Raw genomic sequence first — 13,752 nt, forward strand, 5'->3', positions numbered from 1 at the left:
TTAAATTACAGATAATGAAATTAAAGCAAATATTGAAAGCATTTTTAGCTTTTGCTGTAGTCTTAACATTTATAGGCTGCAAAAAGGATAAGAACAATGATTTTAAACTTGACAGCCAGGTACAACTGGTCTCTTATTCAATTAACGGTATTGCTGCAACCATCGACCAAAAAACAGGTGCGATAAGCGTTAGTGTTCCTTTTGGCACGGATATTTCAAATCTGATGCCTAAGGTGGAAATGCCAGATGGCGCAACAAGTTCCATGAATTTTGATAAGCCCATTAATTTTACTGGTGCCGTAGATTTCAGGGTAGTGAATGGAAATCTTTTCAAAGATTATTCCACAACGGTAAAAATTATTCCTCCGCTCAAAAGCGTCTCTGTAGGCAGCTTAAAGGCATCGATAAATCACGATAACCGTACCGCAACGTTAATCCTTCCCGACGGAACAGATTTAGCCGGAATTAAACCAACCATAGAAGCAGAAGCAGATATTGTGGTTAGTCCGCTGAGTGGCACAGCACAGAATTTCAATCAACCGGTAACCTACACTTTCACCAAGGGCAATTTTACAACAAGTTACCAGGTCACCTTTATCAGCAATTCTGTGAGTGAGTATGCATTTTTAGGTACAGCAAGTTCAAGATCTACAATAACTAATCCGGATGAAAAAGCAGCAAGTGACTGGTTTTTTGCCACCTACCCTACTGCAGACTATATTTCATTTGGTGCACTGGAAACCGGAAAACGTCTGTCTAACTATAAAGTAATCTGGTGGCATTACGATTCTGCACAAGATCTCCCTGCTCAGGCAACCAGTGCGGCCAGTTTGAATGCACTGAAAGCCTACCGTAATGCAGGTGGAAGTTTGCTATTAACATCTTTCGCCGGCAGGTACGTTGAAGCATTAGGCATAGTGCCGGCAGGTAAGGGGCCAAATAATGTTTTTGGCGACTTTCTACCAAACGGCTTCATCGAAAATGGCAGCGATTGGGGTATCTCTTTTAAAGGTAAGGAATCTCATCCCCTCTTTCAGGGTTTAGAGACTTATGAAACCGGAAAGGCGAATCTTTTGCAAAAAGGAACATTCAGGCTAAACCATACAGCCTGGTGGTTTCTTCCAGATTGGGGAGGCTACATGAACGGTGCAGGATGGCGTCAGCAAACAGGTGGCATAAACCTGGCATCTGAAGCATGGGACGATAACCTTGACGGCCGCGTTGGCATTGCTGAATGGCCACAGGCAAATGGCCCCGGAAATGTAGTGATTATCACTTTTGGTGCTTATGACTGGTATTCTGAACCTCAAAATGGTGCCTCAACCAGCAACAGGTTTATTACCAACATTCGCAGACTCACTAAAAATGCGATCGACTATCTAAAAAAATAAATTCACAATCAAATAATGACATGATATGGCATTGAAAAGAATATTATTAGCAGGAATGGCGATTTCGCTTTTCCTGTCTTGCACCAAAGAAAAAACATACGCCCCGGCCGAGCCTTTTAGTGAAGAGAAATTTAACATTTTCCCGAAACCACAAATAAGCCCGAATTCCACTACAGGCCAGTCAACAGGTTGGGTTGGCGATGTGATGCCCAGCTATGTGAACGGGCAGTTTGAACTGTTTTTTCTCCACGACGACCCGGATCAGGTGAAGCAAAGCAGCGCTGGTCAGCATGCCATCCACAAGCTGAGTTCTAAAAACCTGCTAGATTTCAGCTATGATGGCGAGATGATTCCTTACGGCAATAAATCTACACAAGATAACCTCATTGGCACAGGCTCTATGGTAAAAGCTGGAAACACCAATTACTTTTACTATACAGGTTTTAATGCAAACAACAGCTGGTTACAAAATACCAACAGCGCATTGGTTTCAGCCAATACCCGCGAAGCAATTATGTATGCTACCAGCAGCACAACTACAGGCTGGACAAAGAAGCCTGGTTTTGCGCTAAAAGCGCCAGACGGTTATGCAACAACAGACTTTAGAGATCCTTATGTATTCTACAATACCGAGTTTTCTGCCTACTGGATGATGGTGAGTGCTCAGAAAGATGGAAAAGGTGTAATTCTGGTTTACACCAGCACCGATCCGGCAAGTGATAACTGGCAATTAAGAGGCCCTCTTTCTGTTGAAGGTGATTACCTGATGCTCGAATGTGCAGACGTTTTCAAAATTGATGACAAGTATTTTATGCTTTTTGCAGAAGATTGGAGCACAAGCCCGGGAACGCATTACAGAGTTGCATCGTCTTCAGCGGGACCATGGTTCAAACCAGCAGACGGAATGGATATGTTTGACGGGCATCAGTTTTATGCTGGTAAAACAGCAAGTAATGGTACTGAACGTTATGCCTTCGGCTGGGCACACCGCCGCAATCCGGAAAATGACAATGGTGTTCGCACCTGGGGAGGAAACCTCATCAGCCAGCAAATTACTAAGCTAGGCAACGATAAGCTTGCGGTGAAAGCCCCAAATAGCGTAAAAAGTTATTTTAGTAAAGATGCAGATGCTACCGTGAGCGCTCAGAGCGGCTCCGTTAGCGGATCGGCTGGTAGCTATACCCTAACCAGCACCTCTTCATCTTCAGGCTACCGGTTTGCAGCGCTTAACGGAACAACTATGGTTAAAGGAAAACTAGCTTTAAGCAATCTTAACGGAACAGCCTCCTTAAACTTTAATGCAAAAACTGATCTTAGCGGATCCTACCAGATCAGGTTCGAACCGGCATCAAAACGTATTGCCGCCTATAATAATGGCCAGGAAGTTACCCGTGTTCCGTTTGTTTTCGAACAGGGGAAAACATACGACTTTAGTATTATCGTGGATGGATCGATTATCGTCCTCTATCTTAATGACCAGGTTGCTTTAACAAATAGAAGCTATAGTGCAAAAGGAATGCCATGGTCGCTAACTGCTAATGGTTTAGAACTAAAAGTTACTAATTTGAAAATATCAACCCACTAACAATCAAGATGATGAGCAATAGATCTAGTTATGGTTTTGATTTGCGGTATGTACTAGGACTGTTTTTATTGTTGAGCGGCACTGTAAAAGGCCAGGAAATCGATAGAAAAGCACAGGAATACCGACCTATGTATCATTTCAGTCCTGCAAAAGGATGGATGGGCGACCCGGATGGACTTGTTCATTATAATAATACTTACCACCTTTTTTGGTGGGGCCATGCGGTTTCGAAGGATCTGGTTCATTGGCAGGAAATGCCAAGACCTATGAAAGAAGGAATGGGATTTTCTTACTTCAGCGGGTCGGTGGTCGTAGATAAAATGAACACTAGCGGTTTTGGAAAGAATAGTATGATCGCTTTCTATACCAAACACCTTCCCGGTGATTCACTTCCTGAAACACAGGCTATTTCCATCAGTAATAATGAGGGGCAAAGTTTTGACTATTACCAGGGGAATCCGATTTTGGATATCAATAAAGTGTTTTTCAGGGATCCGCAGGTTTTCTGGTATGAGCAGGATAAAAGCTGGAAAATGGTCGTTTCCAGGCCTGATGTCCAGCAGATTCATATCTATCAGTCATCAGATCTCAAAAACTGGGCATTTTGCAGCAGCTTTGAAGGCTTGGGTGCAAAAAACTCATTCTGGGAATGTCCTGACCTTTTCGAGCTTCCGATTGAAGGAAGCAATAAGAAGAAATGGATGCTAATCGTTGGAAGAGGTCCGAATCGGGTACAGTATTTTGTGGGCAATTTTAACGGAAAGGCTTTTGTAACAGATAAAAAACTCGCAGATTACCTTAGTTTTGGACAAGGTATTAAGGGGGCTGTTTTTGAAGATTTCGAAGGCAAAAACCCAAAATGGCCGAAGTTTCCGGAAGGGCATGAAAACAAAGTATCTGGTATGACTGATTATTTAGGTAAGCATTACCTCAGTACTGCAAATGTTTCTACAGCAGTTGTAAGGTCAAAATCCCAGACTTTCACCATAAGCACTAAAGCCATTAATTTTTTGCTGATGGGCGGAAATCACCAGGATAGTACTTGTATAAATCTTTTGGTAGATGGCAAGGTAGTGAGGACAGCTCATGGTGATAATACCAGGGTTTTTAAATGGAACGGATGGGATGTACGCCCCTGGATAGGTAAAAAAGCACAGCTGGAGCTTGTAGATTTGAATAGAGATACAACTAACGGATTCATTGCTATTGATCATATCCTGTTTTCTGATCAGTTAAGCAATCAACACCTTGAACACGCTTTGTGGCTGGATGACGGACCGGATTATTATGCCACCAGAACCTGGCGGGACTACGACAACAAAAATGGCCTGACCGACACCGTTCATGCCATTGGCTGGATGGGGAACTGGGACTATGCACGCAAGGCGCCATCCAAATGGGGAAAGGGGTTTCAATCTATTCCCAGGGTGATGACTTTGAGAGAGACACCATACGGATGGAGGGTTTTTCAGCAGCCGATACCGCAGCTCGCCCAACTTCGCGACAGCGGTATTCGTCAACAGTTACAGCTAAAAGGTGTTCAATCTATAAAAAACTTTAAGCCCGACGTAAATTCTTATGAACTTGATGCCACATTTACCCCCGGAACCGCTAAGGCATTTGGATTGAACCTGTTCGTTGGTGAAGGCAGAAAATTAGAACTCAGGTATGATCCGCAGCTTGGTGAACTTACTTTAGACCGTCGCAACTGTACCAACTTCGTTACCGATACAGCTTTTACAAAATCGTTTGCAAAAAAGTATGCTGTACCCTTAGCTTTGGATAAAGGCAGCCTTCGTTTACATATCTTTATCGATCGTTCCTCGATTGAAATATTCGCAAATGGTGGAGAAAAAGTATTAAGTGCTACAACATTTGCTGCTGACACTCAAACCGGTCTGGAAACTTTTTCTGAGGGTGGAAACACAAAATTAAATATCCAGGCATGGAAACTCAAAAGTATATGGTAAGCGCTAATAATTTTGAACCTATTTTAAACTTACAGAAATGTCAATAAAAAGAAATTTATACCTTGGTTTACTCATTGCATCTTTTTTTATGGATGCACGTCGACGAGGATGGTACAACAAAAAAGTACAGATATGGAACCCTATCGCCCGAAATACCACTTTACACCCAAAGCGCATTGGATGAACGATCCAAATGGAATGGTTTATCTGAATGAAAAATACCATTTATTTTTTCAGTATAATCCCGATTCTACCGTTTGGGGCCCTATGCACTGGGCGCATGCAATAAGCAAGGATATGATTCACTGGGAAGAGCAGCCGATAGCGCTATATCCGGATAGCCTGGGCACAATATTCTCTGGAAGTGCAGTAATAGATAAGGATAATACGGCGGGATTTGGTAAAAATGCCATGGTCGCAATCTTTACTCATCACAACAAGAAAATTGAAGATCAGAAGACGGGACTTCACCAATATCAAAGCCTGGCTTACAGTACTGATGAGGGTAAAACCTGGACAAAGTACGCTGGAAATCCTGTTCTCCCCAATCCGGGGATCTGGGATTTCAGAGATCCCAAAGTAATGTGGCATGCGGCTACCGGAAAATGGATTATGACCTTAGCCACTAAAGACCGGATTACATTTTATTCCTCTCCTGATTTAAAGAAATGGGCCAAGGAAAGCGAATTTGGCGAAAAGCTGGGTGCCCATGGTGGTGTTTGGGAATGTCCTGACTTATTCCCGCTCGAACTTAATGGTAAAACACATTGGGTACTCCTGGTCAGCATCAATCCGGGCGGACCAAATGGTGGTTCAGCCACGCAGTATTTTACAGGTGATTTTGATGGAAAATTTTTTAAACCAGCTTCTGAAAAGCAAAAATGGATGGACTATGGTACTGACAATTATGCGGGTGTTACTTTTTCCAATACCGGAACAAGAAAAGTGCTGATGGGATGGATGAACAACTGGAACTATGCCAACGTGGTACCAACGAAGGCCTGGCGTGGCGCTACTACCCTACCCCGCGATTTAACACTTAAAAAAGTTGGTGAAGAGATTTATCTTACTTCAACTCCTGTTACTGAATTGTCGAAATTAGAAAAGGTTGTATTTGAACGCAAAGGATTGACTGGAATTAATTCGTTAGATCTTTCAATAGGTTTAATAGAAGGAAAAGGCACCAGGGTTGAGATGCAGGTTAATAGTCCGGGCGACTTCAGCCTTGAACTTGGAGATGGGAAAAACCAGCGGCTTATTATCGGTTTCGAACAGAACAAAGGCTATTTTATTGACCGCAGTAATGCAGGTAATGGTGCATTTGAGAAAAATTTCGCTAAAAAGCATTTCTCACCAAGGATTTCAAATGCAGATTATAAAAAAATAATCGTTTTTATTGACGCCGCATCTGTAGAACTGTTTGCAGATGATGGACTTACTGCAATGACTGAAGTATTTTTTCCAATCCAGAAAAACACTCTACTGGAAATAAAAAGTCTGCAGAAAATTGATGTTCCAATGGTAAAAGTATCTACAATTGAACACGCTAATTAAAAGCTTTATCATAATTATTAATTTTTATTAAGATCTGTCATATTGAGCCTGTCGAAATACTTTTAAGAACCTTTTTACGAGTCCTTCGACAGGCTACCATTGACAGATTTAAAAAATCGCCGTCATTTCGACTGAAGCGCAGCGAAGTGGAGAAATCTTTGAACTATGTTAAAAGATTTCTCCACTGCGGTCGAAATGACGATATTTTCAAGACTAATCACCTTCATTATCCATCTGTACATTCATATTGATTTTTATGATATAAATTAAGCCTCAGGATTGACATTTCAAATTATGATTTAGCTGATGAACGGAGTTTACGCCAGAACTTTTAAATAGATAGCTATCATAAATAAATGCTTACTCAGCCAAGACTTAAACAGGTCCCTGCTATTATCGACTTATTTCAAATTCTCACCGTCCTTGAAATGCAGTCTTCTAAAGACAAAACCGGATAGAATTGTCAAAATGCCTACTACCAGAAAAGTGTACCTGAACGCATAATGGATGTCATCATGTATCAGTTTTACATCTCCCCTGAATGCCTTCAGCACAATCAGCCCAAAGGCAACACCAAATCCAATAGCCAGCTGCTGATTCACTGAAATCAATGAATTGCCACTGCTGGTATGATATTCACGCAAATCTGCAATCGAAATGGTGTTCATCGCGGTGAACTGTATAGAGTTGAAAAATCCCAGTATGGCAATAATGGGTACATAATAATAGATGGACGCTCCAGTTGCAGGTATAGCCATAAAGCAGATCAAAACGCCAATGATAAAGGTGTTCGCCATCAATGTGGTTCTGTAACCAAATTTATTCAGAATTTTTATCACCATAGATTTAGCAAGAATTGCCGTTAGCGCCATTGGAGCCACTATCCAGCCAGAGATTACAGCAGACTGGCCATAGGCTATCTGAATCATCATTGGCAATAATAGCGGTATCGAACTGATGCCCAGCCGTGTTGCCAGATTCCCAAGTATCCCGACCCTGAACGTTCTGACCTTAAACAGGTTCATGGGGAAAATAGGGTTATTATCAGTCGTAGCATGCCGGTAATAGAAATACAACATCACGATACCAAATAACAGAATGGTAAGGGCAGGTGTAATATAAAGTGCATTTCCAAATAATTCAAGGGAGATGGAAAGCAACAATGAAGCTGCGGCAAAAATGAGAAAGCCCCTTAAATCGAAATCAATTACTGGCGAACGATAGTCTGGCATATACCGTAAGCTCAGAAAAATGCCCGCCAGTCCCATGGGGATGTTGATCAGAAATATCCAGTGCCAGGAGAGATAATCTACCATGTAACCCCCAACCAGGGGGCCCAGTACCGGCCCGATGAGGGCGGGGATGATAGCGAAATTTATAGCCTTCAATAAATCCTTTTTGGAAAGGTCTTCACCAAAGCCAGTTTCCCAACCGGAGTCATCAGACTTCCACCTACCCCTTGTATCATTCTGGAAATGACCAATTGTGTCAGACTGCCGGAGAGTGAGCAAAAAAGAGATCCCACACTAAAGAGTGCAAGGGCAAAAATAAATATCTTTTTGGTACCGAATTTATCTGAGAGAAAACCACTAACCGGCATAAAAACAGCCAGGGTGAGTACATAACCAATGATTGCGTTTTGCATGTTGAGCGGAGATTCATTCAAATCTTTCGCAATGGCCGGAAGAGAAGTATTCAGGACTGTTGAATCAAGCATCTGCATAAAAATTGCAGTAGCCAATATCATAGGCAAGACCTTTTTGGTTGTTTCTATTTCTTTGACAGATAAATTCTGAATCATAGTTCAATTTTATACGGTTATTCCGGCTAAGCCATCTTTCCTGCTTAATTTAGTCCTGATGTGATTAAGCTTCACTATAACCTTTACGGTAAAATAAAGACAAAAATATCCGCCAGGGAACTAACATTAATGAAAATGACAGTTAAGGGATAAATCGCAAAAAGATGTCATCCTGAAGGTTAATTTATTATAAAAATAAATATTAGTGACCTATATTAATATAAATCGTCCTTTCGACCGCAGTAGAGAACCCGAAGGCGCTGCTAAGCAAAATCCTTTAATATAGTTCAAAGATCTCTCCACTCCGCGTTGCTCCGGTCGGGATGACGATTTTTCTATTTGGAATTTGCAATGGTCGTGCAGTTTAAGGGTATTTATTTGCGATTTATCAATCCCAAGAAGTCTTCTATTATGCTCAGAATGACGACCGCGGTGCTTCATTGCATTTGCCTTATGAGGGCACGCGGTACCATTTTTTTATCCAGGCATTTAGGCTCTGTTCAGACAAAAATAAAACTTGCTCCCGCGCTCTTGCTGGCTTTCAATCCGGATCTCCCCGCCATTCGCCTTCACATACTCCTTAACCAACATCAATCCAAGACCTGTACCTTTTTCGCCATTTGTGCCATAACTCGATTCAAGTCCCCCATCCTTAAAATCCAAAAGCTGTTTTTCAGACATCCCTACCCCATTGTCCTCCACAGAAAATAACAGCAATCCCGCATCCAAATCTTTCACATTTATTGTAATATGACTGGCCGGGTAACTAAATTTAATCGCATTACTCAAGAGATTGCGAATGATGAAGTCAAAATGATCAGCATCTGCAGAAACAGCTATTTCATCAGAAACATTATTTACAACAACGATTTCCTTTTCAGTAAATAGATGACTTAAAAACTCCAGGTTTTTCTTAATAATTTTGTTCGCCTCAAAACTACACGTATTTACCTTAATTCCCTGAAGCTGCGCTTGTCCCCACTGTAAGAGAGCGGAAAGAATTTCAAGCGCCAAATCACTTTTCTTCTTCATCCCTGAAATACGATGTAATATTTTAGGGTCCAGATCCTTTTTTCTAATATACTCAGCATCGTACTGATTCCACCAATAGGATTTCTAAGATCGTGACCAATAATAGAAAATAGCTTATCCTTAATCCGGTTAGAAATATAAAGCTTACGATTGAGTTTGCGCATCAGGTAAAAATGATATCCTATGAAGATCAGCACCAGAAAAATCACAATCAGCATAACCCCACCTGCATTCCTTTCGAGCGTTCTTTTCTTATTTTCAAGCAGCAGACGTTCATTCTCAATTTTAAAAGTTTGAATGGATAAATTACTGCGCGCAATTTCGTTCTGACTAATTTTATTTATCTGGATCAAGGTATCAAGCAAACCGTGATGGGCTTTCAAGGCCATTAAAGCCTCTTCAAAACGATTTTGTTGCCTGTAAATTTCGGTAAGTGTTTGATAAATCTCTGCCGCCAGGGCTTTATTACCTAGTTGGCGGGCAATACCCAATGCTTTATTCAAATGAATAATACTTTGCTCTGAATTTTTATTCCTGAATAAATCTGCAAGTGCCATCAGGGAACGCGCCTGCTCTTCAGGCTTTCCCGAAGCAATGGATTTGGACAAGGCAAGTTTATGGTAGCCAATTGCTTTATCCTCATTGCCCAGCTTTTCGTGTAAACGCCCTGTAGCCCGGAGCAAACTTAAATGATGCTTGGCATGAGAAGACTCCTCCCCGCTCTTATCAATTCCTTCCTTAAAGACCTGCAAAGCCCGCTCATCACTATCCAACAGGATATAGGTATTGCCTAAATGTTCAAGAAGAGATAAGTAGGAAGTATCTACTGATGCCTTTTTATTGAGTGTTTTAGCCTTCAAATAATAAGTAAGTGCCAGATGAGGGCGCCCGGCAAGTTGATAAATGAACCCTAAATTTTTATAACATAAAAAAATACCATTCTGATATTTCATTCCCTGGTAAATTGATAAACCTGCATGGATGTCTTTAAGCGCTGATGCATACAGTTTCTCCTTACCCTGATAAATACCCAGATTCAGGTAAGCACCTGCTAGTTCCAGTTTGTAACCATTTCCCAGTGTTTTGTAAAGTGCAAGCGCCTGTTTGGCATAAGCTGTAGCCTGGACTAACGAATTATAGACAACGTTTATGGAAGCTAACTGAGCACTTGCTCTCGCTTCTCCCAAAATATAACCAGAATTTTTAGAAATAACAAAAGCCCTGGAAACAAAACTGAACGCGATCGAAGGAGCAGACTGTTCATACTTTCTGCCGTTTTTGAGCAATTCAGCAACCTTTACCGTATCTGCAGGTGAGATATCAGGTTTTTTTCACGCTTAGCGGCAAAGCTGAAAAAAGAGCCAAAAAAGAAAAATAGAAATAAACAACCGGCTCTCATATCTGGAAAATAAATGTAAGTCTTATCCAGCCGTTAATCTACATCTTTTTCCATTCAATTAAAAAAATAAGAAGAATCTCCCCCAAATCCAGGCAATGGAAATAAATCTGCCAGAGGGATCGTCATTATAAGAAGGCTATTTCGGCCGAAAGCCTGCGCCGATTTATGGGGTAGCAATCTTTATAGCAAGCGTCACCAGCATAATAGATTGCTCCGTCGTTCCCCCTTATAATGATGACCTTTTTTGGAGTGTGCCAGTGGCAGCGTGGTACAGTATATATTTTTTTTGTCTGAGCTGCAATTAAAGAGGAAATGACTCCAGAAACGCATAGTTGAGGTCACAACCCATTCAGAATTTGTTTTCCCAACACAATAAGTGCTGCTATCCCCTCACCTGAAAGCTAAATTCTTTTGCTTTTTTTCTGTTGTACCAGATTAAAAAACCAGTTAATGGTAAAGATGCAGAAATCATTGAGCCCAGAAAAGCAAGTATTTTACCGGGTAAACCCAGAACATTTCCAGTATGGATATCATAGTTCATCGCACTGAATTTCTCTCCAATACGATCGTCTTCAAATCTGCTGGTCTCTAACAATTGTCCGGAAAGCACATCATAACGGTTCGTAACCGTTTTAAAAGTTTGATCATAGCTGGCAAGCACCGTTACTATTGATATCCGCTTAGCCGGAAAATAAAAATGGTAGGATTTAGCTGTAGGATATTTTTTTTATCTCCTTAAAAATAAGGTCTAAACCTGTACTTTTAGATTTTTCAGGCAAAGCATGCACCATGGCTACTTTTGTCTTGTCTGAACTTTCACTCAGATTTAGTATCTGCTGCATTCCCCCTATCCAGTATCGGAAATGCCCACATTATTCCGGTTAGGGCAATGACCAAACCCAGGCTCATCATGTAGAAACCAAGAATATTGTGGAAATCATAGTTTTTACGTTTTAAACCAGTATTCATTTTCCACTTAAACCAAAACCAGACCCGCCTAGCACATAGGGTACTATTAGATAACCGGAATCATCACCGGCTCCAATTTGCCATTTCGAAATATTTAGTTATTATTGAATACGGATATTGTTTACCTTTAAACTACTCGTATTCTAAAACCATCATCAAAGAATAAAAGCCAATCGAATTAAGCGTGGGTGTAAATGAAATGTACAATTACGGTGAACTTGTTGATGAAGAATTGCTTCTTTTATTAAAGCAACGCGATAAACTGGCATTTACTGAGATTTACCAGCGAAACTGGCACCTACTTTATCTACATGCTTTTAAAATTTTGGGAAACGAGGATGAAGCAAAAGATTTGGTTCAGGACACCTTTTTCTCTATCTGGGAAAAAGCAGGTCAGTTAGAAATCAAAACAAATTTAAAAGGCTATCTTTTTATCGCTGTGCGGAACAGAATTTTTAGTCTAATACGCAAGAAAAAGGCGAATCCCGATTTTGTTGACATTCTCCTGGCGGAACTCAATCAATTGGATAATGCAACGGTCGAACACATCGACGAACGGGAATTAATCCGGTTGATTGATCTGGAAATTGAACAACTGCCCAAAAAGATGAAAGAAGTATTTAACCTGAGCAGGAAGGAATTTCTTACCAATAAAGAGATTGCCATGAAGTTGAATATGAGTGAAGAAGCCGTTAAAAAGCAAATTCACAGGTCAATTAAGATTTTAAAAGTGAAGCTTGGAAATTATGCCGGAATCTCTATGGCATTGATTTCAGTAATTCATCACCGGATTTAAAAGCGACGAATTCTGTGGTGTTAATTTCCTGTTAAATAATCTTTATTATAAATGTCCCCCTGGATTAAATATTTGCGTCTTGTAATTAGAACCAGACTATGGAAGATTCCAAACAAGACCTAAACCATTTAATTGATAAGTATCTTTCGGAAGAAGCTACTTACGAGGAAAGAAATTTGCTTGAGCAGTCCTATATGAAAGCTTCGGCAAGAATGTCAGAAAAAGATGTTTCTGATTCCCATGCTGCGCGTATCCATGGAATTGGCAAGAAGAGTTGGGAAGACCTGATGGAACAAATCGACAGGGCAGGCGCAAAACACGCCAATCTTTGGCCGCGTATTCTTACTGTTGCAGCCTCTGTTGTTATTGTATTTTTAGCAGTTTACTTTTTTAAACGTAATCAGCGAACCGATATGACCGATACCCGATCGGTTGCGCATGATGTCGCTCCCGGTACTGTTGGGGCAACACTAACTTTGGCCAACGGCAAGAAAATCCAACTGGCGGGCGCTGCCAGCGGCGAGCTTGCACAAGAGGCAGGCGTTACCATTACCAAATCTTCAAACGGTAGCCTCCTGTATGAAATCAAAAACGGGACTTCTTCTTCCGGAACAAAAAACACATTATCTACCGCTAACGGAGAAACCTACCAGGTTCGTTTACCAGACGGCTCCATGGTTTATTTAAATGCCGCCTCAAGTTTAACCTACGCCACCTCCTTGGTTGAAAATGGACGCCGTGTGGTTATCCTTCGTGGTGAAGGTTATTTTGAAGTTTACAAGGACAAAAAGCATCCATTTATCGTAAAAACAGAAAAACAGGAAGTAGAAGTTCTGGGAACCCATTTTAACATCAACAGCTATGGCGATGAACCTGCGGTAGCAACAACTTTGATTCAGGGATCGGTAAAAGTGAGGACTGGAAAAGTGGAACAAATGCTGAAACCGGGGGAACAATCTGTAAACGATGGGAAGACCATCAAAGTTAGCCAGGTTGATGTGGACAGCAGCATCGATTGGAAAAATGGCGATTTCAATCTTGATGGCGTGGAATTTAAAATAGCCATGCGTAAAATCGCCAGGTGGTATAACGTGGAGGTTATTTATGATGAAGCCATTTCAGATAACATCCGCTCTGGCGGCTGGGTTTCAAGGAAAAATTCGTTATCTGCGGTATTAAAATCCATTGAAGCTTCGGGTCAGGTACATTTCAGGATAAAAGGAAAGAAAATCTATATCACTAAATAACGCTATCA

The 13,752-nt window shown here is 41.1% G+C and carries 10 protein-coding genes and 1 pseudogene; 6 read left to right on the forward strand and 5 right to left on the reverse strand.

The window, feature by feature from the left end; translation table 11 throughout:
- Positions 1-14: 14 nt before the first annotated feature.
- From ACQ86H_RS19785 to ACQ86H_RS19800, 4 genes are all read left to right on the forward strand, one after another.
- Positions 15-1,391 carry a DUF4960 domain-containing protein gene (locus ACQ86H_RS19785; protein ID WP_138822683.1) on the forward strand — a complete coding sequence of 459 codons (1,377 nt, stop codon included), beginning with the start codon at positions 15-17 and terminating at the stop codon, positions 1,389-1,391.
- 25 nt (positions 1,392-1,416) lie between these two features.
- Positions 1,417-2,976: a glycoside hydrolase family 32 protein gene (locus tag ACQ86H_RS19790; protein ID WP_138822681.1), complete on the forward strand. Its 1,560-nt coding sequence runs from the start codon at positions 1,417-1,419 to the stop codon at positions 2,974-2,976.
- 8 nt (positions 2,977-2,984) lie between these two features.
- A complete protein-coding gene (locus ACQ86H_RS19795) occupies positions 2,985-4,946 on the forward strand; it encodes a glycoside hydrolase family 32 protein (protein ID WP_431292240.1) in 1,962 nt (653 codons plus the stop codon).
- 132 nt (positions 4,947-5,078) lie between these two features.
- The gene (locus ACQ86H_RS19800) at positions 5,079-6,500 is read left to right on the forward strand and encodes a glycoside hydrolase family 32 protein (protein WP_431292241.1); all 1,422 of its coding nucleotides are present in this window, start codon (positions 5,079-5,081) and stop codon (positions 6,498-6,500) included.
- A 401-nt stretch (positions 6,501-6,901) separates the two neighbouring features.
- On the opposite strand, the pseudogene ACQ86H_RS19805 reads toward ACQ86H_RS19800, so the two are convergent.
- From ACQ86H_RS19805 to ACQ86H_RS19825, 5 genes and pseudogenes are all read right to left on the reverse strand, one after another.
- Positions 6,902-8,301, reverse strand: a pseudogene (locus ACQ86H_RS19805) (MFS transporter).
- A 489-nt stretch (positions 8,302-8,790) separates the two neighbouring features.
- Positions 8,791-9,333, reverse strand: coding sequence for a sensor histidine kinase (locus tag ACQ86H_RS19810; RefSeq protein ID WP_431292242.1), 543 nt, complete (start codon positions 9,331-9,333; stop codon positions 8,791-8,793).
- A complete protein-coding gene (locus tag ACQ86H_RS19815) occupies positions 9,330-10,619 on the reverse strand; it encodes a tetratricopeptide repeat protein (protein WP_431292243.1) in 1,290 nt (429 codons plus the stop codon). Before ACQ86H_RS19815 ends, ACQ86H_RS19810 begins: the two co-directional genes overlap by 4 nt.
- Before the next feature lie 495 nt (positions 10,620-11,114).
- Positions 11,115-11,393 carry a PepSY domain-containing protein gene (locus ACQ86H_RS19820; protein WP_431292244.1) on the reverse strand — a complete coding sequence of 93 codons (279 nt, stop codon included), beginning with the start codon at positions 11,391-11,393 and terminating at the stop codon, positions 11,115-11,117.
- Between the two features lie 155 nt (positions 11,394-11,548).
- The gene (locus ACQ86H_RS19825) at positions 11,549-11,701 is read right to left on the reverse strand and encodes a PepSY domain-containing protein (protein WP_431292245.1); all 153 of its coding nucleotides are present in this window, start codon (positions 11,699-11,701) and stop codon (positions 11,549-11,551) included.
- Between the two features lie 199 nt (positions 11,702-11,900).
- On the opposite strand from ACQ86H_RS19825, the gene ACQ86H_RS19830 reads away from it, so the two are divergent.
- Positions 11,901-12,497 carry an RNA polymerase sigma factor gene (locus tag ACQ86H_RS19830; protein ID WP_138822667.1) on the forward strand — a complete coding sequence of 199 codons (597 nt, stop codon included), beginning with the start codon at positions 11,901-11,903 and terminating at the stop codon, positions 12,495-12,497.
- A gap of 98 nt (positions 12,498-12,595) precedes the next feature.
- Entirely contained in the window at positions 12,596-13,744 is a 1,149-nt protein-coding gene (locus ACQ86H_RS19835; protein WP_138822665.1) for a FecR family protein, read from the forward strand.
- Positions 13,745-13,752: the final 8 nt, after the last annotated feature.

The sequence above is a fragment of the Pedobacter sp. P26 genome (assembly GCF_050632135.1).
Taxonomy (GTDB): Bacteria; Bacteroidota; Bacteroidia; order Sphingobacteriales; family Sphingobacteriaceae; genus Pedobacter.